Source organism: Agathobaculum desmolans ATCC 43058 (assembly GCF_000701665.1).
GTDB lineage: Bacteria > Bacillota > Clostridia > Oscillospirales > Butyricicoccaceae > Agathobaculum > Agathobaculum desmolans.
This window is the reverse complement of the sequence record NZ_JNJN01000010.1, coordinates 40,109-62,625: the sequence shown is the minus strand read 5'-3', so window position 1 is coordinate 62,625 and position 22,517 is coordinate 40,109. Positions and strand designations below refer to the sequence as shown.

23 protein-coding genes and 3 tRNA genes are annotated in these 22,517 nt (G+C 57.2%); 7 read left to right on the top strand and 19 right to left on the bottom strand.

What is annotated here, in order from left to right; translation table 11 throughout:
* Positions 1-25: 25 nt before the first annotated feature.
* The 5 genes from T363_RS0104630 to T363_RS0104610 form a co-directional block, all read right to left on the bottom strand.
* Positions 26-892, bottom strand: coding sequence for a sugar phosphate isomerase/epimerase family protein (locus T363_RS0104630; RefSeq protein ID WP_031473693.1), 867 nt, complete (start codon positions 890-892; stop codon positions 26-28).
* Between the two features lie 33 nt (positions 893-925).
* A complete protein-coding gene (locus T363_RS0104625; protein ID WP_031473691.1) occupies positions 926-1,939 on the bottom strand; it encodes a Gfo/Idh/MocA family protein in 1,014 nt (337 codons plus the stop codon).
* 143 nt (positions 1,940-2,082) lie between these two features.
* Positions 2,083-3,066 (bottom strand): ABC transporter permease subunit, encoded by a 984-nt coding sequence (locus T363_RS0104620; RefSeq protein ID WP_031473689.1) that lies wholly within the window; start codon positions 3,064-3,066, stop codon positions 2,083-2,085.
* 18 nt (positions 3,067-3,084) lie between these two features.
* Positions 3,085-4,572 (bottom strand): sugar ABC transporter ATP-binding protein, encoded by a 1,488-nt coding sequence (locus T363_RS0104615; protein ID WP_034971662.1) that lies wholly within the window; start codon positions 4,570-4,572, stop codon positions 3,085-3,087.
* A 105-nt stretch (positions 4,573-4,677) separates the two neighbouring features.
* On the bottom strand, positions 4,678-5,700 hold the full coding sequence (locus T363_RS0104610) for a substrate-binding domain-containing protein (protein ID WP_051643095.1): 1,023 nt from the start codon (positions 5,698-5,700) through the stop codon (positions 4,678-4,680).
* A 567-nt stretch (positions 5,701-6,267) separates the two neighbouring features.
* Here T363_RS0104610 and T363_RS0104605 point away from each other — a divergent pair.
* Positions 6,268-7,314, top strand: a complete 1,047-nt coding sequence (locus T363_RS0104605; RefSeq protein ID WP_031473683.1) for a LacI family DNA-binding transcriptional regulator — start codon at positions 6,268-6,270, stop codon at positions 7,312-7,314.
* Positions 7,315-7,329: 15 nt separating this feature from the next.
* A complete protein-coding gene (locus T363_RS15450) occupies positions 7,330-8,133 on the top strand; it encodes an AraC family transcriptional regulator (RefSeq protein WP_078096908.1) in 804 nt (267 codons plus the stop codon).
* Between the two features lie 160 nt (positions 8,134-8,293).
* Here T363_RS15450 and T363_RS0104590 read toward each other — a convergent pair whose 3' ends face one another.
* From T363_RS0104590 to T363_RS0104525, 14 genes are all read right to left on the bottom strand, one after another.
* Positions 8,294-8,938 carry a DUF6198 family protein gene (locus T363_RS0104590; RefSeq protein ID WP_031473677.1) on the bottom strand — a complete coding sequence of 215 codons (645 nt, stop codon included), beginning with the start codon at positions 8,936-8,938 and terminating at the stop codon, positions 8,294-8,296.
* 83 nt (positions 8,939-9,021) lie between these two features.
* A tRNA-Val gene (locus T363_RS0104585) sits at positions 9,022-9,097 on the bottom strand.
* Between the two features lie 3 nt (positions 9,098-9,100).
* Positions 9,101-9,175: transfer RNA gene (locus T363_RS0104580), tRNA-Glu, on the bottom strand.
* A gap of 8 nt (positions 9,176-9,183) precedes the next feature.
* Positions 9,184-9,260, bottom strand: a tRNA-Met gene (locus T363_RS0104575).
* Positions 9,261-9,354: 94 nt separating this feature from the next.
* Entirely contained in the window at positions 9,355-10,119 is a 765-nt protein-coding gene (locus tag T363_RS15045) for a transglutaminase domain-containing protein (RefSeq protein ID WP_051643093.1), read from the bottom strand.
* A gap of 52 nt (positions 10,120-10,171) precedes the next feature.
* Entirely contained in the window at positions 10,172-10,954 is a 783-nt protein-coding gene (locus T363_RS0104565) for a hypothetical protein (RefSeq protein ID WP_031473673.1), read from the bottom strand.
* A gap of 24 nt (positions 10,955-10,978) precedes the next feature.
* Positions 10,979-11,704: a 16S rRNA (uracil(1498)-N(3))-methyltransferase gene (locus T363_RS0104560; RefSeq protein WP_031473671.1), complete on the bottom strand. Its 726-nt coding sequence runs from the start codon at positions 11,702-11,704 to the stop codon at positions 10,979-10,981.
* A 66-nt stretch (positions 11,705-11,770) separates the two neighbouring features.
* Entirely contained in the window at positions 11,771-12,733 is a 963-nt protein-coding gene (gene prmA, locus T363_RS0104555; RefSeq protein WP_031473669.1) for a 50S ribosomal protein L11 methyltransferase, read from the bottom strand.
* Positions 12,734-12,771: 38 nt separating this feature from the next.
* Positions 12,772-13,812, bottom strand: coding sequence for a hypothetical protein (locus tag T363_RS0104550; RefSeq protein WP_031473667.1), 1,041 nt, complete (start codon positions 13,810-13,812; stop codon positions 12,772-12,774).
* A gap of 66 nt (positions 13,813-13,878) precedes the next feature.
* A complete protein-coding gene (locus T363_RS0104545; RefSeq protein WP_031473665.1) occupies positions 13,879-15,363 on the bottom strand; it encodes a S41 family peptidase in 1,485 nt (494 codons plus the stop codon).
* Positions 15,364-15,489: 126 nt separating this feature from the next.
* Positions 15,490-17,187 carry an arginine--tRNA ligase gene (gene argS / locus T363_RS0104540; RefSeq protein WP_031473663.1) on the bottom strand — a complete coding sequence of 566 codons (1,698 nt, stop codon included), beginning with the start codon at positions 17,185-17,187 and terminating at the stop codon, positions 15,490-15,492.
* A gap of 56 nt (positions 17,188-17,243) precedes the next feature.
* Positions 17,244-17,681 (bottom strand): YwiB family protein, encoded by a 438-nt coding sequence (locus tag T363_RS0104535; RefSeq protein WP_051643092.1) that lies wholly within the window; start codon positions 17,679-17,681, stop codon positions 17,244-17,246.
* 25 nt (positions 17,682-17,706) lie between these two features.
* Positions 17,707-18,525: a glutamate racemase gene (gene murI, locus T363_RS0104530; protein ID WP_034971659.1), complete on the bottom strand. Its 819-nt coding sequence runs from the start codon at positions 18,523-18,525 to the stop codon at positions 17,707-17,709.
* The gene (locus T363_RS0104525) at positions 18,512-19,588 is read right to left on the bottom strand and encodes a D-alanine--D-alanine ligase family protein (RefSeq protein WP_031473657.1); all 1,077 of its coding nucleotides are present in this window, start codon (positions 19,586-19,588) and stop codon (positions 18,512-18,514) included. Before T363_RS0104525 ends, murI begins: the two co-directional genes overlap by 14 nt.
* A 220-nt stretch (positions 19,589-19,808) precedes the next feature.
* On the opposite strand from T363_RS0104525, the gene T363_RS0104520 reads away from it, so the two are divergent.
* From T363_RS0104520 to T363_RS0104500, 5 genes are all read left to right on the top strand, one after another.
* Entirely contained in the window at positions 19,809-20,117 is a 309-nt protein-coding gene (locus T363_RS0104520) for a PadR family transcriptional regulator (RefSeq protein ID WP_031473655.1), read from the top strand.
* A gap of 6 nt (positions 20,118-20,123) precedes the next feature.
* Complete coding sequence (locus tag T363_RS15040) at positions 20,124-20,789, top strand: DUF1700 domain-containing protein (RefSeq protein ID WP_051643091.1); 666 nt, start codon at positions 20,124-20,126, stop codon at positions 20,787-20,789.
* Positions 20,786-21,763, top strand: coding sequence for a hypothetical protein (locus tag T363_RS0104510; RefSeq protein WP_031473651.1), 978 nt, complete (start codon positions 20,786-20,788; stop codon positions 21,761-21,763). Before T363_RS15040 ends, T363_RS0104510 begins: the two co-directional genes overlap by 4 nt.
* A 62-nt stretch (positions 21,764-21,825) precedes the next feature.
* Positions 21,826-22,026, top strand: coding sequence for a PspC domain-containing protein (locus tag T363_RS0104505; RefSeq protein WP_031473649.1), 201 nt, complete (start codon positions 21,826-21,828; stop codon positions 22,024-22,026).
* A 27-nt stretch (positions 22,027-22,053) separates the two neighbouring features.
* On the top strand, positions 22,054-22,506 hold the full coding sequence (locus tag T363_RS0104500) for a hypothetical protein (protein ID WP_031473647.1): 453 nt from the start codon (positions 22,054-22,056) through the stop codon (positions 22,504-22,506).
* The last annotated feature ends 11 nt before the right edge of the window (positions 22,507-22,517 follow it).

Below are 22,517 nucleotides of genomic sequence, written 5' to 3'. Positions count from 1 at the left end.
TTCAGCATGAGCCGGGTTTTTCTATTTACCAGTATTTTGCCACATGGGCGCGGGTGACTTCCGCAGCCTTCTTGATGTTCTCCTCGCTGGAGAGCTTGTAATAATCCGGACGGAACACTTCCATCGTGCATACATCGCCCTCAAAGCCGATCTTCTTGAGCGTATCTGCATAACGCTTGTGATCCAGGCAATCGCCCGGCTCGCCCGGCCACAGACGCTTCTCGTCGTTGTTGTAAGCCGCGCCGCAGGGCATGTTTTCCATACCGTTCAGGTGCCATACAAAGATCTTCTTGCCGTCGGCCTGCTCGAGCGCATCCCAACCGGATGCCATCGCATGGAAGTGATACTGATCCAGCGTGATGCCAACATACGGCGAATCAACTGCCTTGACAATGTCATATGCATACTCGAAACGGTTGATCGACATGCTCGGCGCACCGCAGAACTCCAGACTCAGCTTGATGCCGTGCGGCTCAACCTTCTTGACCATTTCCTTCAGCACAGCAACTGCATCCTCGCGGATCTCGTCTACCGTTGCGTGCACCGGCAGATCCATGGACGGTACCACTACGATCATCTTGCACTGCAGCTTATTGCAGTCTGCAATGATCTGATCGAGCTTTGCCATCACTGCGTCCTTTTCCTCCTGCGTCTGCTTCATGTTGAAGAAGATCAGGGCGTTGTAGGACAGCATCTTGAGGTGATGGTTCGGGTCGGCAAACCATGCCGCCAGATCGTCGATGGTGTACTTGCCGGCCGCGATCTCGCGGTCGAGGCACTCGGACTGGATGTCAATATAATCAAAGCCGTACTTTTCGCACAGATCGAGGTCTTCGAGTACGGAATGGTTCTCACAGAACCGGTTGCAGCCTTCGTTAAAGCCGATTTTCATGAAAATACGCTCCTTTCGGTTGATGCGTGGGATTTACTTCTTGTAGAAATCCGGGGTGCCGCCGGTGATGACCTTTTCCGCTACACCCGAGGTCTGGCTCTTAACAAGCGCGTCCGCAGTGATCGAAGCTACATAGCCGTCCCATGCGGAGGAGCCGCCGGTTTCGCCCTTGCTTGCATGATCGACCCAGTCCTGAATCTCCACGTCGTAGGAATCGATGAAGCGCAGGATCCAGTTGTCCTCAATCTTGGTAGAAACGTTGTTGGCATAACGCACGGTCGGGAAGGACGGGCACGGCAGGTTGATCACGCCGTTTTCGCACACAACTTCGCAGTTGATGTCGTAGCCGAAGCCGCAGTTTACGTTTACCTCGAGCACATTGACGATGCCGCTCTTTGTCTTCATGATCATGATCTGCGGATCCTTCAGACCCTCGTGTGCCTTGGAAGTGGTCTTGGGCATGATGCACTGCACCTCATCCCACTCGTCGCCGACCAGCCACGGCAGCACGTCGATCTCGTGGATCGCGGTATCGGTAACCGCCATCGAGGTGGTGTAGTCCGGTGCAACGCCGTCCGCGCGGTGGGTGCACTTGATAACCATCGGCGCGCCGAACTTGCCGGAATCGATCAGCTCCTTGACCTGCTTGTAGCCGCGGTCATAGCGGCGCATGAAGCCGACCTGTACCAGATGCTTGCCCGAAGCCATTTCCGCGTCCACAACGGCCTTGCAGTCCGCAGCGGTGTTGGCAAGCGGCTTTTCGGTGAATACCGGCTTGCCAGCCTCGATCGCGGCGATAACCGGATCCTTGTGGAACGCGCCCGGCGTGGTGACGACCACAGCGTTTACGTCCGGGTCATTGATCGCTGCGTGGAAATCCGTATAAACCTTTACGCCCGCGCCGGCGATCTCCGCGCCCTTCTTGGCGCCTTCTTCAAATACGTCGCATACCGCCACAACCTGTGCGCCGCGGATGCGGTTCTGGATACGCTCGATGTGCTCACGGCCAATCATGCCGCAGCCGACTACTGCAATGTTCAGTTCCATAATAAATCTTCGTCCTTTCTACCGCGCCGCCCGCCTGTTCCGGCGCTGCGGCAAAATGATGGATCAGTTATTCGAGTATCCGGGGACCGCAGGTACGCTGCGGCCCCGGAAAACCCGGAAGAAGAAGAGAGATTGTGTCTGTTTTACGCGCGCTTTGCATTCTTGCGCATGTCAAGGATAACCGAACCGACAATGATCAGACCCTTGACGATATTGGTCATGTTATCATCGACCTTCAGCATAACCAAACCGTTGTTGATAACGCCGAGGATCAGGATACCGGCCAGAACACCGGATACGCGGCAGATACCGCCGGTATGAGAGGTGCCGCCTACGGTAGCCGCGGCGATTGCGTCCAACTCATAGTTCAAACCGGAGTTCGCCGGGTCAGCCGAGCCTGCACGGCCAGCCAGCAGCATGCCGGCAACCGCTGCACAAACCGAGCACCATACGTAAACCATGATCAGATTCTTTTCTACATTGATGCCGGCAACGCGGGCAGCCTGATCGTTGCCGCCGATCGCGTATACGTTTTTACCGAAACGGGTCTGCGTCAGCAGGAATGCCGAAATCGCAAACATCACGAAGAATACCAGAATGATCACCGGGATCGGGCCGATCTTCGCAGAGCCGAGGAAGCGGAATTCCGAAGAAAGGTTGGAAACCGGACGGCTGGTATACATTTTCGCCCCTGCACGGCAGATCAGCTGTGCGCCCAGCGTTGCAATAAAGGGCGGGATCTTGGTGTAAGCGATGATCGCGCCGTAAATCGCGCCGATGCCTGCACCGATCGCCAGACCGATCAGAATAACGAGCGGCGCGGGCAGCGTGCCCAAACCGGGAAATACTGCGTTGGCGTAATCCGCCGGCTGCACCAAAGATGCCGTGATGCAGGCAACCAAACCGGCCGATGCGCCGATCGTCAGGTCAATGCCCTTGGACAGGATCGCAAACATAACGCCGAAGGCCAGAATACCCTTAACGGCCTCACCGGAAAGCAGCGTCAACAGGTTATTTACGGTAAAGAAGCTGGGCTGTGCAACACCCATGATGATGACCAGAACGATCAGTACCAGCCAGATCGAGTTCTGCGACAGGAATTTTTTCTTGTCAAACGTCTTTTGCATACCATTTACCCCTCTTTCTTATTGCTCGTCAGCAGCAGGCTGGTAAGGAACCTCGCTGGTAGCGTATTTCAGGATCAGCTCGGACGAGAAATCCTTGCGATCCACGATTGCGGTCATTACGCCCTCATGCATCACCACGATGCGGTCGGACATACCCATTACTTCGGGCAGCTCGCTCGAGATCATGATGATCGCCTTGCCCTCACCCGCCAGCTTGGTGATCAGCGAGTGGATCTCCGCCTTAGCGCCTACGTCAATGCCGCGGGTCGGCTCGTCTACGATCAGGATATCCGGATCGGTCAGCAGCCAGCGGCCTACCAGAACCTTCTGCTGGTTGCCGCCGGAAAGGTTCTGGATCGGGGTGTCGATCGTCGGCGTTTTGGTATTGAGCTTGCGCACATACTCTTCGGTATCCTCGCGCATCTTTTTATGATTGAGCGGGAAACCGTATTTCTTCAGATTGGCAAGCACAGTATTGTCCTTAATGCTCAGCAGGCCGACAATACCGTTGCCGCGCCGGTCCTCGGTCAGCAGTGCGATCTTGTGCGCGATGGCCTGCTCGGGCGACTTGATGTGCAGCTCCTCGCCGTCCTTGTAGATCTTGCCGCCTGTAATGTGCCGCATACCGAAAATCGCTTCCGCTGTTTCGGTACGGCCTGCACCGACCAGACCGGCCATACCCAAAATCTCACCACGGTGCAGCTCAAACGATACATTCTTTACCGCACGGCCCGCGGAAAGGTTTTCTACCTTCAGGATGGTCTCCCCGATCGGGCACTCCACCTTGGGGAACATGCTGGTAACTTCGCGGCCGACCATCAGCTGAATGACTTTATCCACGTTCAGGTTTTCCGCGCGGTCGGTGGCGATGTACTCGCCGTCACGATATACGGTGATATCATCCGAAATGCGGAAAATTTCATCCATTTTATGCGAAATATAAATGATTGCTACGTTTTTTGCCTTCAATTCCGCAATAATGCGGAACAGGTGCTCAACCTCTGTCTCGGTCAGAGAGGAGGTCGGCTCGTCCATAATAACGATTCTGCTGTCATACGAAACCGCCTTGGCGATTTCAACCATCTGCATTTTGGCAACCGTCAGGTTGCCCATCTTCTCATCCGGGTCAACATCCAAATTCAGGCGTTTGAACAGATCGATGCTGTCCTGACGCATTTTCTTATGGTCAATAACCAGACCCTTGCGCGGCGCGCGGCCCAGCCAGAGGTTTTCACTGACGCTTCGCTCCGGAACCGGCGACAACTCCTGATGGATCATCGAAATGCCGGAATTCAGCGCTTCCAGTGTATTTTTGAAATGAATCTCTTTACCGTTAAAAACGATCTTGCCCGATGTGGGCGGATGGATACCGATCAGGCATTTCATCAATGTCGATTTGCCTGCGCCGTTCTCACCCATCAGGGTATGTACGGTGCCGGGGCGCACCTTGAGCTGCACGCCTTTGAGCGCGCGCACACCGGGGAAATCCTTGACGATATCGGTCATCTCCAGGATATACTCTTGACTCACTGCTTTTCACCCCAATATCTTCGAGTTTTTTAGGAAAGGGACATTTTGCAATGTCCCTTTCCCGCCGTTTTGTGTCTACACTCAGTCGTAATCCGCAACGTTGTCGATGGTTACAGGCTCAAACGGTACCCAGATGATGAACTCGTTCTCGTCGTCCACCTCATAGCCGGTGCCGTCCGCGATCGGCTTGCCGTCGATCAGGTTAGCAGCAGCCTGCAGGGAAGCACGGCCCTGGCCTTCCGCATTCTGGAACACGGTCATCGCAAGGGTGCCGTCCTTGATGGCCTGACGGCCGTCTGCCGTAGCGTCGATGCCAACGATCGGAACAGACTTGGGATCGAGACCCTGCTGCATCATCGCTTCTACCGCGCCGAGCGCCATTGCATCGTTGTTGGAGATGATGCAGTCGTACTCGGTGGTGGTCAGCAGCGGGGAGATCATATCCAGCGCTTCCGAACGGTCATAGTTGGCTGCCAGCGGCGCCGCAGCTTCGGTTGCCTTGATGCCGTTGTCTTCCAGTGCCTTAAGCACGGAAGCGGTGCGGTTGGTGGTGGAGGTCTGACCCAGAATGCCGTTGAGCATCAGGTAGGAGATCTCGGTCTTGCCCTGATCCTTAAAGTACTTTGCCAGATACTCGCCCTGGAACGCGCCAGAGGTCATTTCGTCAGAACCGACGTAAACAGCCTTTTCGTTCAGCACCGAGGGGTCGCCGGGGAAACGGTTTACGAATACCACCGGAACTTCACCGGCCGCTTCCACACACTGTGCAGCGGTCTCGGGGTCTACCATGTTGACGATGATAGCGTCCTCGCCTGCGGTAACAGAGGATTCAATGTACTGGATCATCTTGCTGGTGTCGCTGTTGGCGTCCTGCGTGGTCAGGTCGATACCGATGTCCTTTGCAGCCGCCTGTGCAGCCGCTTCCATCTCGCTCAGCCACTCATCACGCTGGCTCATGATCAGCGTTACTTTGTGGCCGCTGCCGCCTTCCGCACCGCTTTCACCGCCCTGCGGCTGTTCGCCTCCGTCGTTCGAGCCGCAGCCCGCCAGCATGGAAACCATCATTGCCGATGCGATGAATCCTGCAAAAATTCTTCTTTTCATGTGTTCTCCCTCATCTTTCTCTTCATTTTTTCAAGCTCCGTGCACGTTCACATTTTTGAAAACGTCCGTTTTGCTTGACCTGATTTAGTTTTACACTCTTTTTCCTTATCCGTCAACCGCCTTTTCGTCTTTTCCCCAAACTGCACAGGCTTGTGCCACAAAAACTAATCACTTTGTCTGCACAAAATTGTAATTTTATCAGTTCTGCAATAGAACTTGCAGGATCTAATTATGCAAAACTACCCGCCCTTGCCGCACAGCAGCGCCTTTTGTCCGATATCATTTCAAATCGTTATTTTTTGCAACAATCAGCATTTTTTAGCCATATTTCGTCATTTATATCGAAACATTGTGCGTAATAATAAGAAAATACGCCCATTTTCTCTTTATATTTCCGCTCTTCCTTCTTCTCTCTTCCATATAAAATATTTTTCAATCCGTACACGTGCACAATATTGTGAATATCGCTTTATTGACTTTATATATAGACTTATTCCACCTATTATGTTATGATTTAATCAATCTATGGAGGGGATTCCCCCTCTCTTGTGACCGAGGTGATATAAAATGGCAATTACCCTCAACCAAATTGCACAACTTTGCGGTGTATCACGCGGCACGGTCGACCGTGCGCTGCATAATAAAGGCAATGTCCGCCCGGAGGTTGCCGCACGAATCAAAGCAGTTGCCACCGAGCACGGCTATACACCCAACCGCGCCGGTCTGGCGCTTTCCCGCGCCGCCCATCCGATCCGGATCGGTGTCGTCATGATTTCGGTAGAAACACCGTTCATGCAAATGGTGTTGGATTCCGCCCGCCGCGAAGCCCGCCGCCTGTCCGCCTTCAGCGTAGAAGTGATTTTCCGGCTGTCCCAGTCGCTTGATCCGGTCGAGCAGGTCTCCATGATTGAAGAACTGGTAGAACAGCATCATATCAGCGCGCTTGCGCTGACACCGCTCGACTGCCTGCTGGTTGAAACCAAGCTCAACGAGCTGACCGAACAGCGCGGCATCCCGATCATTACCTTTAACACCGATTTGGCCAACAGCCGCCGGCTGTGCTACATCGGACAGGATAACCTCGCCTCCGGCCGCACGGTAGCCGAGCTGATGCGTCTGGTAACGCGGGAGTGCGGCACCGTTGCCACCATCATCGCACCGTTTCTGTACCACAGCGCTTACCGCGAACGTCTGGCCGGCTTTAAGGAAGAGCTGCTCACCCCGGGTTCCCAGCTGCAGCTGCAGGAGGTCACCATTCCGAACGATAACCGCGATGTTGCCTACGAGCATACCCTCCGCCTGCTGCGTGACACCCCCAACCTGACCGGCATTTATGCCATCACACCGGGTTATGCAGGCGTATGCAGCGCGTTGGTCGATTCCGGACGCGCCCATGAAGTGCACCTGATCATGCACGACGAGATCCCCGCCAACCTGCACGAAATACGCCGCGGCGTCGCGGATTTTGTCATCGGACAGGATGCGCAGCTGCAAGGCTCACTGCCGCTGTCGCTGCTGGCCGATCACATCCAACTCAACCAGCGCCCGCAAAAAGAGTTTTATCATACAGATATCCGGGTGCTGCTGCGTCACAACATTGATAATTTACTCTAATCTTCAGGAGGTATCATGTCTATTCCGTTTCCGTCTTTCCACCATGTCCACCTAACGCAGCAATGTGTCATCCATCCGCATGGCACAGGCGGCAAATACCTGCCCTGTGCTCTGGAGGATTGGATCCTGTTCGTATCCCTTGCCCCCGCCGATGAGGGGATCACGCTGCAAACCGAGCACCGCTGCCTGCCAATCGTGCCCGGCGGCGCACTGCTGCTGCCGCCGCAGCTCTGCCACGTGCTTTCCGTCATACAGGCCCCCTGCCTGATGCTCTGCTTTTCCGCCGCCGCCGAACAGCAGATGGTATTCGAGTTCCCGCCGCTGCAAAATACACCGGCATGGCCGCTTCTCCTGCTGATTCGCTCCGAACAAACTGCAAGAAACGCTAAAACACCTCTGCTGCAAGCACTACTGCTGCAAATGAGCGCCCTTTCCCCCACCTCGCTCGCACCCTCCCCCTCGGGGGGGAGCGAATTTCCGCTTCCATTTGCTATGCTCCAACATTTGAACGCACACTTTACCGAAGATCTTTCCCTAAGCGAGCTGAGCGAACAGTTCCACGTTTCCACCAGTCATATGATCCACGTATTCAAGGCGCAGTTCGGCCTGACCCCGATCCAGTATGTGATCCGCCGCCGCATCGGAGAAGCCCAGCATCTGCTCCGCACCACGGAGGACAGCGCAGGCGATATTGCCGGCCGGGTCGGCATGGTCAACCGCAACTACTTTTACCGCATGTTCAAACGTCTGGTGGAGCTGTCACCTGTTCAGTACCGCGAAGTGACCTGCGGACAGCTTGAAGAGCACGCTTCGCGCTGATTCCGTCCACGCATCCGAAAACCGGCACCGAAAAAGCAAAAAAGCTGAGGTTATATCCTCAGCTTTTTTCTGTTGCATCGCAGCCGCAGTTCACTCCCGGTTCCATATGTACCATTCCACTGCACCGCACATTTTTGTGCCGCCGCGCACAAGCCTTCGGTCACAGCTCTGTGCTCTCCGGTAGGTTGAGACAGCGGGCGATCCGCTTTGCCACCGGCAGAAAAAGTTGCAGCCCAGGGCCAAACAGCGTCACCGCGATCACCGTTCCCATCCCCGGTGTTCCGCCCAGCAGCCAGCCTACCGCGATACACAGCAGATCCCACAGCATCCGCATCAGCCCCAGCATCCGGCCGTTCCAGCGTGATGCCGCAATCACGGGGATCAGATCGTTTGCACAGGCGCCTGCCTCCGACCGCACCGAAATACCAATCCCGATCGATACCAGCACGCAGCCCACTACCACCAGCAGCACAGTCAGCCACAAGGGCCGCTCCTGCGGCAAAAGGCGGGCAAACAACCACGCATAACTGTCTACGATCGGTCCGAGACAGAACATACAAAAAATCGTCCCCGGGCGTATCTGCCGCCGCGCAAACACAAGCAAAACCACAAGGCAAAGCAGCATCAGTACCGTGCTGCTCTGACCGTAGCTCAGCCCCAACCACTGCGATACACCCTGAACCAACACCATAAACGGATCTGCGCCAACATCGAGCGCAACGTAAAGCTGACTGCCGCATTCGGTCACCAGTACGCCAAACAGCAGCATCAGCAGCCGACGCATCCATAATTGCAATTCTGTCATACGTGTCCCTTCCCTCGCAGACATCCTCTTTATCATAAGCAAACAAAAAACCTTGTGAAACCCATGTTTCACAAGGTTTTTGTTGGTGGAAGTTAACGGGCTCGAACCGCTGACCCTCTGCTTGTAAGGCAGATGCTCTCCCAGCTGAGCTAAACTTCCATATGGTGACCCGTGGGGGAATCGAACCCCCGTTACCGCCGTGAAAGGGCGGTGTCTTAACCGCTTGACCAACGGGCCATGGGAAATGGTAGCGGTAATTGGACTTGAACCAATGACCTTTCGGGTATGAACCGAACGCTCTAGCCAACTAAGCTATACCGCCGTGTTTCCTCTATCGTCCGTTCGCCGGCGACAATGATTATTATAGAGTATGTCATCATAAAAGTCAAGCATTTTTTCAAATTATTTTAATTTTTTTATAACAGGCTGTCGAGCAGGCGTTCATAGAACGCCACATCCCACACATGGGTGCGGGCAAGCTGTGACTCCGTCATCAAAAAATACTGGGATGACACATAATCCCCCCGGTCAGGCACCGGATCATCAAACGTGCAGTCAATATAATAGGTCTGCCCCTCCAACCGCACGGCATTCCAGCCGTGGTTCATTTCCTCCGAAGAAACATAAACCGCCTGCAGACCGGCCGCTTCACACAACATGCTGAACGCACGGCCGTAACCCGCGCATACCGCGCGGTGATCGATCAGTGCGCCGTCTGCCGCAAAGGGGGCGGCTGCACCGTCCGGAGCATCCTCTTCGGCGGTCTGCTCATCATATGCGCACAGGCGCACCAGTGCATCGTGCAGGGCACGCAGCTTTTGCCGGTCACTCATCTCCCTGCTGATGCAGGAATCCGCCAATACCGCCGCATAGGTGCGCGCCTGCTCCTGCCGCGCGGCCCGCGATACCTCCACCCGCATCACAGTTGTGCGGCCCGGCCGCTCCACAGCATGCAGGGAAAACGCATAAGGATACCGCGCCTCCAGCGCGCGGTACACCTCGTCCGGATCGACCTCATCCGCGCGGAAGGTCACACCATTCCCGCCGTGCCGTGCATCCTGCTCCAGAAGCGATGCCGCCTCAAACACCGTCTGCACATGCGGCGTCATCGCCCACGGCGCCCACAATATCAATCCCGCCGCCGCCAGCAGCAGCGCCAGCATACCGACCGCGCGTTTCATCCTGCTCCCTCCAACAAAACAGGCGGACGGCTGTGCCGTCCGCCTGTTTTCCTCACATCAGCTTTACCGTATAATATACGGCGGTAATGAACAAATATGCCGCCGCTGCGCCAATAGCGATTGCCATTTGCGCCGGCATCGCCCAAACCAACAGCGTCAGTGCCGCCATCAGCAGCGGCGTGACCATCAGCATAATATAAGCGTTCCGGCTGAACTGTGTATCCACCTTTTTACCGCGGAACGTAAACTTCCCCTTCTGCCCGCGCAGGCGCACCACGCAAACCAGCTGCAGCACCGCCAACACGACCGCCGCGCCGACCGCCGCATACGGCATCCACCCAAAGCTGACCGAATCCAGCGTGCGATGCACAACAAACATCAGCCCCATGGCCAGCCCGGCATCCAACGCAATCAGGAAAAACTCCGGCGCATAGGAATGGTACACCAGATAATACACCGCCAAAACCGGCAGGATCACATACAGCATTTTGATCGGCTGCGTACCAATATAATGGATCACCGACATACAGAGTACGGTCATCACGCTGACGATCATCACATTCCGCCCGCAAACGATGCGCCGCGCTGCCGTCCGCTTTCCGGAAGCCTCGCGCGTCAGCAGCCAAACAGCCCAAAGCACACCGGCCGCTCCCACACCAATCAGCACACGCACCAACACCATACCGGCCGCCCATGTGCTAACATAATCCAACAGGCGTTCCACCACCATCAGCACCAACACGCCCAACAGGCAAACGCTGAACACCGTCAGCACCTTATTGGTCGTATACTCTTCTTCACTGATCGCCCTTTTCTTTACATTGCTTTTGGCCAATGCCTACACTCCCTCTTTTTATCCTTACATATTCCCGCCGGCAAACAGCACGGCAGCCAATGCCGCAACCGGCGCCGTCTCGCACCGCAGAATACGGGTACCGAGCGAAACGCTCTGCATCCCCGCCCGCACAGCTGCTTCGGCCTCCTCCGGGGCAAAGCCCCCTTCCGGCCCAACCATCAGCGACACCGTACCGCCAACGCCATCCGCAAGCGCATCCCGCAGCCCGGTGCGGGTTTCATTTTCATAAAAGAACAGTGCGGTTTCGCTTTGTACCGCCTGCTGCACTGCCTGCTGCACCGGTACAACACTGTGCACATAGGGCAGATAGCCCCGACCGCACTGCTTGGCGGCCTCTGCAGCGATCCTGCGCCAGCGCTCGACCTTTTTATCCGTTTTGTCCGGACGAGAAACGCAGTTTTTGCTCAAATACGGCACAATATCCCGCACACCAAGCTCCACCGCTTTCTGCACGATAAAGTCCATCTTATCGCCTTTGGGCAGCGCCATAAACAGTGAAAGATGCTGCCGCGGCTCGCTCCGTGCCGGATGGCTGTCCTGCACGCGGCAAAGCACCTCATCCGGTGTGATCTGTTCCACCACGCAGTCAAAATCCGTTCCGGCGCCGTCACACAGCGTCAGCGCTTCCCCCACGCGCAGCCGCAGCACACGTCCCGCGTGATGTGCGTCCTCGCCCCGCAGGAGCAGCATACCGTTTTCCGGCTGCCGGTCGATAAAAAATCTTGGCATGTCAATCGAATAACCTTTCCTATTCTAGCAAAAAAAACCTTGTTTGGCAAGTAAACATTCTGTAAATCATAGACAGGCAATAAATGCGCTCCAATCCTCGCTGTGCGCATGGTTTTCAACCGTAAAGCCCGCATCCGTAAGTGCAGCGCGCACCTCATCCGCCCGTTCATTCAAAATGCCCGAACAGATCAGCGTGCCGCCGGACACGAGCTTGTCCGCAAACATCGGCGCCATGCCGATAATGACATCCGCCACAATGTTGGCCACAATAATGTTATATCCGCCGCCGATCTCCTCCGCTAACGCAGGATCACGCAGGGCATCGCCGCATAGGCCGCGGCCGACCGACACATGGTTCTTTTCCGCATTCTCCTGCGCGGTTTTCAGGCAGTTTTCATCGATATCCACGATTGTACGCACCTCTGCACCCAGCATCGCTGCGGCAATCGCCAATATCCCCGAGCCGGTGCCCATATCCAGCAGGCTGTCCCCCGGATGCACTGCCTCCTCCAGCGCCGCCATGCACAACTGTGTGGTGTCATGGCTGCCCGTACCGAATGAGGAGGCCGGGTCGATCTCCAAAATCTGCCGTCCCTGCACATCCTCCACGGTTTCCCACGAGGGCTTAATTAAAAAGCGCCGCCCAACCGGGAACGGCTTAAAATACTGCTTCCAGCCCCATTCCCAATCCTCCTGCCGGGTCAGGGCGGTTTCGGTACACAGCCGGCCCCATGCATGCGTATCATCCCGCGCTTTCAGATTTTCCAACGCCGTGCGAAGCGCCGCATACTGTTTTGCACCCTCCTCGCTGTCCGGCAGATAAATCTTCAGGCAGGTCTCCTGTGCACGCTTTTCCCGCACCAGATCCTCGTCGACGTAGTCCCAGTATATTTCGGTATCCTTGAGAAATTCCTCAAAATCTGCGGCGTCCTCCAGCACATAGCCCTCTACACCGTGATCCTCCAACAGCGCTTCCACCGGGCCAATACCGGCTGTTGTTGTATAAATCGTAACTTCCTTCCAGTCCAAAACCAAACCTCCCGGTTATTTCTGTATGCCGCGCCCTTTTATAAACGAATCAGCCCGTATTTTTGTTCCAGATAATGTATCACTTCTTCGGGCTGCTCCCAGGTGCCGTCGTACAGGGCAAGACCCGCATATACCCGCAGCCCCTGCTCCAGCAATTCAGCGGATTCCGCACAAAGGCAGAGCGGCCGCGAGATCATATACTGGTATGCCTCCAGCGCGATTACATCGTCCTCACATTCCAGCACCAGCTTAAAGGCACCCGCATCTTCCTCCGCTTCGAGCAGCGCCTCCTCCAGCCGGGGACCGCACTCGATTTCATCCGAAATATCGATCGTCGGATCGATGAAGTGCGCATTGCACCCATCCGGCGCCAAAATAAAATCATCATGGTCACGCGGCACAATACGCCCCGCAGTGTGGCCCTCTATTGCCCGCAGCAGATTTTCCTCACTGTCGTGCTCTACCGGCACGAACACCTCGGTATTATACAGCGGCGTCTGCACCCGCAGCCATGCCGAATGCACCGCTGCACCCAGCGACAGCCGCGCATACGGTGCCGCCAATTCCAACGCTTCGCTCAGTGAATGCGGGTCGTGCGCCGTCAGGATCACTGTGGACACACCGATGCGCTGCAATACACCGACCGCCGCACGGATATCCGTCCCATCAGACAAACGGCCCTCGTCATCCTCCACTTCCAGCTCTGCGATCACCGTTCGGCCGGAAAGATCGGTCAGCGCCAGCACTGCTGCACGCAGCGCCTCAAAGGTCTGTGCGCCGCGCAGATAGTAAAAGGCTGCATCCTCATGCAGGATCGGGCGGAATACCTGTTTACACTGCCCGATATAATGCATGGCAACCGGCTTTTCGCAGGTATCCGTATCAGGCAGCGGCGGACAGTCGAGCGCCAGCCCGACCGGCAGGCCGCCCAGCGCCTCAGCCCACGCCGCGCATTGTGCGCCGTCCGGTGCAATCGCCCCGGCGAACCGTTCGGGCCGCGCCCGGTACAGCTCCAGCGCCTCCGCGCCGGTCAGCAGGATCTGTCCATGCTGTGCAGTATGACACAAAGGAATTTCCAACTTGACTCTTCCTCCCCAGAAGACGATTGTGACAACAGCGCCGCGGCTGCGCGGCGCTGCGTATGACTACTTGGCTTTCCAGCTTCCATCCGGCAGCGGCGTATACTGCTGCGGCTTTTCCGCTGCCAGCTTACCCATCTCCACCGCCAGCTGCAACTGGTCGTCGATCACATAGGTTTCGCCGTTCAGTGTCTGCATTGCCTGTTCCAGTGCTGCAAGCAGATCGGGCGATGCGTGCAGCAGCGATCCCATCTCATAGCTTTCCGCAAAAGCCGCAACCGCATCCAACACAACACGGTCGAACACACGGGACGGCTCTTTCAAAAGACCCAACAGGCTGAGACGTTCGGTCATCGCATACACCTGATCCGACTGCTCGCCGAAGCGCAGCGTCCCACCGGTATCCAACGGTGCCAGCGCGTCTGCACGCACGGTTACCGTGCGGTTTTCCAAACGGATATCCGGCACCAGACCGGCGCCCTCATATTGTCCCTGCCGGGGCAGCTCCATCGCCAACGTGGTAATGACCAACTTGTCCCCGTTGACCAGATCCAAATGGAACTGACCCTGTCCCTTGCCGTAGGTCGGCTCACCAACCAACGTGGCCAGCCCATTATCCTGCAGGCTGCCCGCCAGCAGCTCCGCCGCCGAGGCGGTGCCGCCGTCCACCAGCACGATGATCCGGTTAAGCGGCAGCGCCCCGCCGGTCGAATAGGTCTGTTCCAAGCCGCCCATATCCTCGCGCCAGCGCACACCGCCCAGATAAACGTCCTTTTCCGGTGTCATCGCATCCGCCATCTTGAAGGCAACATCGATCACTCCGCCGCCGTTGCCGCGCAGGTCAAGAATCACGGCGCGCGTATTTTTTTCGTCCAGACCGTCCCAGATATCGGAAAACGCCGTCCAGTCGTTTTCCGATCCCATCGCGCTTACCTTGATATACTCCACGCCGTCCGCCATCGTGCGGCCGGATACATAGACCTGATTGACCTGCCGGCGCGTGCAGGAAACTGTCACGCTCCTGCCCTGCCGCCGCACGGTCAGCCGGACGGCAGTCCCCTCCGCGCCGCGCAGCCGCTCAGCCACCTCGGTATGGGTCATCTCCGCCGCATCGGCGCCGTCGATTTCCACGATCATGTCGCCGATCTGCAAACCGGCCTCTTCCGCCGCAGAAAATCGCAGCACCTCGGTGATTTGAACACCGCTTTCGGTCTGCTGCAGCCCCACACCGATGCCGACGAAGCCCTCCAGCGTGGAAAAGCCCTGCGAATACTCCTCACTCGATAAATACATCGAGTGGGTGTCCATCAGCGAAAGGATATCGTTGATGACCTCATACATCTCTTCCGGATGCTTCTGTAAATATTTATTGATATAATTCTGCAGGATATACGGATCGTTTTCCGCCGTCAGACCGAATGCATCGATCAGCGCCCAAACGCCGTCAAACCACGTTTCGCTCTGTCCGTCCTGCGTGACCGCCCCCGCCGGCACGGTCAGCATCGCCGCTGACAGCGCCAAAGCCACCAGCTGTTTTGCTAATTTTTTCATGGCATATCTCCATCCCGGATACAACAAGCCTTGCGCGTCCCCCGCGCAGCAAAACCGAAAATTCCTGTTACACAGGAATTTTCATCAAAAGACAGGACGCATCTGCCTTTTGCACCCCATTTCGCCTTACATGCTCTCCGGCGCTTCCACGCCGATGAGCCCCAGTGCGTTGGCAATCGCCTGCTTTGCCGCCAGACACAGCGCCAAACGCGCCTCGCAAAGTTTGCGGTCGTCACACTTGATGCGGCAGGCATTATAGAAATGATGGAACTGCTGCGCCAGCGCCACCGCATACTTATTCAAACGCGAGGGGTCGCGGCTCTGCGCCGCCTGCACGATCTCCTCGGGCAGCAGCGCGATCGCCTTGATCAGCTGCCGCTCATCCGCGCCCGTCAGCACAGACAGATCGACCGCCGCAGAATCAGGCAGCGCCAGCCCGTCCTCCATGCAGTTGCGGATGACCGAGCAGATGCGTGCATGTGCGTACTGCACATAATACAGCGGGTTTTCCGAATCCTGCTTGACCGCCAGATCAAGGTCAAACTCCATCTGGGTTTCCGCCGCGCGCGAATTAAAGAAGAAGCGCGCCGCATCCACCGGGATCTCATCGAGCAGGTCGGTCAGTGTCAGGCTTTTGCCCGTGCGCTTGGACATACGAACCACTTCGCCGCCCTGCATCATGCGCACCAGCTGCATCAGCACGATTTCGAGCCGGTGTGAACCGTCGAGTCCAAGCGCGTCGAGCGCGCACTGCAAACGCTTAACATGACCATGATGATCCGCGCCCCAGATATTGATGACACGGTCAAACCCACGCTTTTCAAACTTGTTGCGATGATACGCGATATCCGCTGCAAAATAAGTGTAGAATCCGTTAGCGCGGCGCAGAACATCGTCCTTATCGCAGCCGAAGTCGGTCGAGCGCAGCCAAAGTGCGCCGTCCTCGGTTTCATAGGTCGCGCCCTTCGCGGTCAGCATATCGATGGTTTCCTTCACGTAGCCGCTGTTGTGCAGCTCGCTCTCGCGGAACCAGACGTCGTAGTCGATCTTATACCGCTTGAGGTCGCGCTCCATGCGGGCGATATTGGTCGGCAGGCCGTAGCCCTCGATCACGGCAAAGCGCTCCTCAGGGGTCTTGTCCAGCAGGCTGTCACCGTACTGCTCGACCAGATCGTGCGCCAGCGCCCTGATATCCTCGCCCTGATACCACGAGGGGTCGAATTCGATCGCATCCTCGCCGCGCAGCTCCTGAATATAGCGCCCCTCCACCGAATGGGCAAACTTATCCACCTGATTGCCTGCGTCGTTGATATAAAACTCACGCGTAACATCGTTGCCCGACCAGTCGAGCACCTCGCTCAGGCAGTCGCCGAGTACGCCGCCGCGTGCGTTGCCCATATGCATCGGGCCGGTGGGGTTGGCGGAAACGAACTCAACCATGACCTTTTCCGGCTGCTTCGCCTGCGTGCGGCCGTAGTCCGCACCCATCTCCAATACATTTTTGACTGCCTTTTCATACCAGCTCTGGTTAAGCGTGAAATTCATAAAGCCGGGTCCGGCAATTTCCACCGTATCAAAGCAGCTGCCCGCCAGATCCAGATGCGCCACAATCGCCTCCGCAATCTTGCGGGGCGCGATGCGCAGCGGTTTGGCACACTGCATGGCAAAGGTGGATGCCCAGTCGCCGTTCGCCGCATCCTTCGGGGTTTCCACCGCAACGGGCGGAATGTCGCCTGCGGGCAGTACACCCGCCTCCACAGCTTTGTGGTATGCCGCTTCAACCACACGGGTCGCTTCGGCGCGCGCAAATTCATATGCGTTCATTTGTTCACTCTCCGTTATTTTGTGATCGCCGCGCAATGCCGCGCGGCGCATTTTGCTTATGCCTGCACCGGTTCGGTCGATACGACCATTTCAAAATGATGCTCGCCCATCAGTGCGTTATCCACCTCGACCGTATAATCGATGACCAGCTCGCCGCCATTTTCCCCCACGGTGTTGCGCACCTGCGAGGTATGGGTCGCGATCGAGATCCCGCCGCCGACCGGCGTCTGATACAGCCCGACATGGCGGACATCCTCCGCAAACAGCATATGCGCCGGGCAGGTGCCTGTGCGGATGAGCGAGACCTTTTTGCCGTCCAGTTTCACAGTCGTGCGGGTGCCCTGCAGGCCGGTCAGCTCGCTTTCGTCATAGGCGATATAATATTTTCCGCTGCGCTCATACAGGGTCGCCGCAGTGACGAGATCGACCTGCTCCTCCTCGCAGCCTGTAAACTGCTGCCGGGATGAGATCGACAGCCAAACGTCCTTTTTCATGTTTTGTTTCTCCGTATGCTCTGTGTCAATAACCTGTAATATCCACGAGCCCCGCACCGGCGGCGGGGGCTTCTTGCAAAAACAGCCCTGCCAGCTGGTCAAACGCCGCGGGATCGTCGGATACGAAATAACGCGTCACACCGTTTCCGTCCCCCAGATCGAACTGGGTGGAAGCCAGATTAGCCGCCTCCGCGCCCGAGTCGATGAGCGTCACCTCCGGCCCCATATAGTCCGCGATGACCTCACCCAGCAGCGGATAATGCGTGCAGCCGAGGATGAGCGTATCCACCTCCGCCGCCTTGAGCGGCGCAAGGTATTCCGCCGCCACGGTTTCGATCACTACATCGCCGCGGCGGACGCGTCCGTTCTCCACCAACGGCACAAACAGCGGGCACGCCTGCGGAAACAGGCGCAGGCTACCGTCCGCCTGATGCAGATACTTTTCGTACGCGCCCGAGCGCATGGTCGCCGCCGTGCCGATCACCCCGACCCTGCCGTTGCGGGTCATCGTCATCGCGCGGCGGCAGGCCGGTTCGACCGTGCCGATGATCGGGATCTCGTTTTCCTGCGCGAGCAGGTCAAGCGCCACAGAGGATACCGTATTGCAGGCAATCACGACCGCCTTCAGCGCAAACTGACGCAAAAATGCCACATCCTGCCGCGCATATTTAATAATGGTTTCCCGGCTGCGCGTTCCATAAGGCACCCGCCCGGTATCGCCGAAGTAAATGATATTCTCCCCCGGCAGCAGCCGGTGCAGCTGGCGCACGGCGGTCAGCCCGCCGAGGCCGGAATCGAACACGCCGATCGCCCGGTTATCTGCCGGCCGTTCAACGATCCCCATGATGTTCCTCCATCGCCAGCGCGACCAGACGGTCGAGCAGGGCGGGATAGCAGATCCCCTCCGCGTCAAACAGCTTGGGGTACATACTGATCGAAGTAAAGCCCGGGATCGAGTTCAGCTCGTTAAACACGACCTCGCCCTCCGCACGGGTCACAAAAAAGTCCACGCGGGACAGACCGCGGCAGCCCAGTGCGGTGTAAACACGCAGCGCGTTCTGCCGCACGGTTTCGATCTGCCGCGGGGTGATCTGCGCCGGGATGTACAGCTTGGAGCTTTCATCCTTATATTTTGCATCAAAGGTGTAAAACTCCTGCGTCGGCGCAACCTCGCCCACGGTGGAAGCAACCGGCTCCCGGTTGCCGAGCACGGCACATTCTACCTCATGCCCGTCGATGAATTCCTCGACCAGCACCTTATCATCCAAGCGGAAGGCTTCGGTCAGCCCTTCCGCCAGTTCCACCATATCACCCGCCTTGGCAACACCCACGCTTGAGCCTTGCGAGCACGGCTTGACAAACACCGGGAACGCACCCAAACGATCCGCTGCGGTACGCACCACACCTTCGGGGTTCTTTTCAAAATCATAGCGCAAGGCAAGATAATACCGCGCCTGCCGCACACCGGCATCCTCCACGATCACCTTAGTGATGGATTTATCCATTGAGTTAGCGCTTGCCGCCACGCCGCACCCGACATACGGAATGCCCGCCAGCTCCAAAACGCCCTGAATCGTGCCATCCTCTCCGCCCACGCCGTGCAGCACAGGGAATACGCAGTCCAGCCGAACGGTTTCGGCCGTACCGTTTTGCAGCAGCACCAAGCCATGCACGCTGCGGTCGGGCGGGAGCAGCGCAGGCACCTTATCGGCCATGCGCTCCCATTCGCCGTTTTCCACGCAGTCCGCATCGCACGCCGGACAGTAGTACCACTGTCCCTCCCGTGTGATACCGACCGGGTATATTTCATATCGGGTCTTATCCAGGTTTCGGAGTATGGATGCGGCGGACAGGCACGAAATATCATGCTCGCTCGAAACGCCGCCGAACAATACAGCCAGTTTCATGGTTCCGGATTCGTCCTTTCTTCCTCTTTTCGTACTATCGATTCGTATACAGATATCATTATACGCTATCCATCGGGCAAATACAATGCGGAAATGTGCTTTTCCGCGCACCGTTCCTACAAAATTTACAATTCCTTCACAGGTTTTTTTGAAATGCCTGTTGACAATCTATATTATACTTCATATAATATTATCACAATCACAGAAATGAGGTGGCAGCATGTCTTATCCTATCGCCTCCTCCCTGCTGGACGGCATCGTGCTTGCTGTGGTCGACCGCGAAAGCACCTACGGCTACCGCATCACGCAGGATGTGCAGAAGGTGCTGGATATCTCCGAATCCACCCTGTACCCTGTACTGCGCCGTTTGCAGAAGGATGGCTGCCTGACAACTTACGATGAAGCCTTCGCCGGGCGCAACCGGCGCTACTACCGCATCACCGAGCACGGCAGGGCACAGCTCCGGCAGCACCGGATCGACTGGCAAAACTACCGGAACGGGATCGATACGATCTTTTTTGGAGGGTAAAACACAATGAACAGAAATGATTATATGGCTGCGCTGCGGCGTGCGCTGTCCATCCTGCCCGAGGAGGAGCGCGCCAGCGCCCTGCGCTATTATGAGGAATACTTTGACGATGCCGGCCCGGAAAACGAAGGCAGGGTCATTGCCGATCTGGGCGACCCACAGACCGTGGCTGCGCAGATTCTGGCGGACTACCGCGAGCTGACCGCCGTACCCCCGCAGCAGGATGCGCCCCCGCAGGATGCACCGCCCCGCCGCCGGTGGCGCGGCATCCCGCCGTGGCTGCTGATCGTGCTGGTGCTGCTCGCCATCCCGATCGGCCTGCCGCTGGCGGGCGGCCTGCTGCTCGCCGTGCTCGGTGTGATCGGTGCAGTGCTTGCGGCGATCCTTGCCATTGCGGCGGCCTTCATCCTTGTTCCGCTTTGCCTGCTGTTTGCCGGTTTGGTGCTGTGCGGCTTCTCTTTTGTCCTGTGGGGCATCCCGGCCAACGCTTTTGTTACCCTCGGCTGCGGGCTGGCGCTGTTTGCCGCAGGCATCCTGCTCGGTCTGCTGGTGATTAAGCTGTGCACCCTGTTTGTACCGCCCGTGTTCCGCGCGGCTGTCGCGCTCATCCGCTGGCCGTTCAACAAGATCCGCGGCCGTAAAACCGACTCCAACGGAGGTGGAAACGCATGAAAAAACTCATCATCGCCTGCTGCGCCGTCCTGACGATCGGCGGCTGCATGGCCATCGGCGGCTGGGCTGCCGGCGGGCAGCTTTACAGCAGCTATTACAACGGCGCGCTGCACAGCGTAACCGAACGCGTTGCAAACGCCGCGCACCACGGCCCGTTCCGCTACCGCTTCTGGCTGGATGACTACGGCTGGCACAGCGGCTGGTTTGATGACGACGATGACATCGACGATACCCTTGATGATATGGATGACACCCTCGACGACATCGACTATGGGTATCTGGCGCAGGAATGGAGCAACCGCACGAACACACAGAACGGTATTTTTGTGCCGAATGTCAGCGTTGATACCGTACAAAACCTGCATTTCGAGTTTCTCTCTGATGATGAGGCATCCGGAACTGCCCCCGTTCAAATCGTATTTGCAAACGACTATAATGTGACCGGCGCGGACATTCAGCAAAACAAGCTGGAACACGGGACATGGACGCTCCGGCTCCGACCCGCCAGCGCAGCAGACTGCGTTATCACGCTGCCCTTCAGCACTGCCGATGCTTTTTCCAACATTTCCTTCGAGATTGACGACCACCCTGTCCAAATTGACGGCAGCCTGACCGCACAGAGCATGGAGGTGGACATCGAGGGCGGCTCACTTACAGCCGATGTCCTGAACGCCGACCGGTTCGACATCGACATCGGCAGCGGACGCTTTGCGCCCAGCCAGCTATTCGTCGGCACGCAGGCTGACATAGAACTGGACAGCGGCACCATCACCTCTACTATTATCACACCGGGCGATGGCTCCGATCTGGGCTATCAGGTGTCAACAGACAGCGGCGTTTTCCTGTTCGACGGCCATGCGGTTGCAGGCGGGGATAGCGGCAGCCGCCACGCATCCCGCAAGGGTGCGCTTAACGGCAGCCCGATTCTGCGCGCCGAAATCGGCAGCGGCACGCTCGATCTGTTAACCCGGTAACCGCCTTCCCCCTTGACGAACCTGATAAAACACCGTATGATAGAGAAAAGGAGTTTTTTCCTATGAAAAACAAAAGATTGTACCGCAGCGAATCCAACCGTATGCTGTGCGGCGTTTGCGCCGGCATTGCGGAATATTTTGAGATCGACCCGACGCTGATCCGTCTGGTCTGGGCTTTCCTGTGCCTGTTCGGCCTGTTCCCCGCCCTGATCGGCTATATCATTGCCGCCGTTGTGATCCCGCTGCCGCCTGAGAATCTTTAACTTCACCAAACGAGAGGATGTTTCCACATGACTGAAAACCAGCAGCCGCTGACCGAAGAAGAGCAGACCGCTCCCCTATCCGAAGAGGAACAGGCCGCCCTGCCTGCCGGGACAGACGAAGCCGTGCCGGACGAACTGCCGGAAGAGGAAGATGCCCTGCTGTCGGAAGAGGACGCCGAAGGCACCGAGGACGAGGAAGAAGAGGATATCGACCCTGCCGACCTGCGTATTTTTGGTATGCCGCGTATGTGCTTCCACGGCGCCGCGTTCGGCGTTGCCGGCGGCTATATCCTCGCCGGCCTGATCGGCCTGATTTTCCATAAGGAGGTCAGCGCCACGATTTGTGCGATCGGCTGCGCCGTTGTCGGCTATTGGATCGGCAAGCACTTCAACAACAAGCGTCTTGCCGCCCGTGCAGTCGAAGAAGCCGCCGCACAGGCTGCCGAAGCCGCTGCCGGTGTGGAAAACACCGAAGCCTGACCCTCAAAAAT

Coding starts and splice junctions, on each gene's coding strand:
- T363_RS0104545 (WP_031473665.1), bottom strand. CDS start 15,363: ATGAAAAAATTAGCAAAACAGCTGGTGGCTTTGGCGCTGTCAGCGGCG.
- argS (WP_031473663.1), bottom strand. CDS start 17,187: ATGAACGCATATGAATTTGCGCGCGCCGAAGCGACCCGTGTGGTTGAA.
- T363_RS15045 (WP_051643093.1), bottom strand. CDS start 10,119: ATGAAACGCGCGGTCGGTATGCTGGCGCTGCTGCTGGCGGCGGCGGGA.
- T363_RS0104525 (WP_031473657.1), bottom strand. CDS start 19,588: ATGAAACTGGCTGTATTGTTCGGCGGCGTTTCGAGCGAGCATGATATT.
- T363_RS0104505 (WP_031473649.1), top strand. CDS start 21,826: ATGAAAAACAAAAGATTGTACCGCAGCGAATCCAACCGTATGCTGTGC.
- T363_RS0104535 (WP_051643092.1), bottom strand. CDS start 17,681: ATGAAAAAGGACGTTTGGCTGTCGATCTCATCCCGGCAGCAGTTTACA.
- T363_RS0104605 (WP_031473683.1), top strand. CDS start 6,268: ATGGCAATTACCCTCAACCAAATTGCACAACTTTGCGGTGTATCACGC.
- T363_RS15040 (WP_051643091.1), top strand. CDS start 20,124: ATGAACAGAAATGATTATATGGCTGCGCTGCGGCGTGCGCTGTCCATC.
- T363_RS0104620 (WP_031473689.1), bottom strand. CDS start 3,066: ATGCAAAAGACGTTTGACAAGAAAAAATTCCTGTCGCAGAACTCGATC.
- T363_RS0104625 (WP_031473691.1), bottom strand. CDS start 1,939: ATGGAACTGAACATTGCAGTAGTCGGCTGCGGCATGATTGGCCGTGAG.
- T363_RS15450 (WP_078096908.1), top strand. CDS start 7,330: ATGTCTATTCCGTTTCCGTCTTTCCACCATGTCCACCTAACGCAGCAA.
- T363_RS0104615 (WP_034971662.1), bottom strand. CDS start 4,572: ATGACCGATATCGTCAAGGATTTCCCCGGTGTGCGCGCGCTCAAAGGC.
- T363_RS0104610 (WP_051643095.1), bottom strand. CDS start 5,700: ATGAAAAGAAGAATTTTTGCAGGATTCATCGCATCGGCAATGATGGTT.
- T363_RS0104510 (WP_031473651.1), top strand. CDS start 20,786: ATGAAAAAACTCATCATCGCCTGCTGCGCCGTCCTGACGATCGGCGGC.
- T363_RS0104590 (WP_031473677.1), bottom strand. CDS start 8,938: ATGACAGAATTGCAATTATGGATGCGTCGGCTGCTGATGCTGCTGTTT.
- T363_RS0104560 (WP_031473671.1), bottom strand. CDS start 11,704: ATGCCAAGATTTTTTATCGACCGGCAGCCGGAAAACGGTATGCTGCTC.
- murI (WP_034971659.1), bottom strand. CDS start 18,525: ATGGGGATCGTTGAACGGCCGGCAGATAACCGGGCGATCGGCGTGTTC.
- T363_RS0104630 (WP_031473693.1), bottom strand. CDS start 892: ATGAAAATCGGCTTTAACGAAGGCTGCAACCGGTTCTGTGAGAACCAT.
- T363_RS0104500 (WP_031473647.1), top strand. CDS start 22,054: ATGACTGAAAACCAGCAGCCGCTGACCGAAGAAGAGCAGACCGCTCCC.
- T363_RS0104520 (WP_031473655.1), top strand. CDS start 19,809: ATGTCTTATCCTATCGCCTCCTCCCTGCTGGACGGCATCGTGCTTGCT.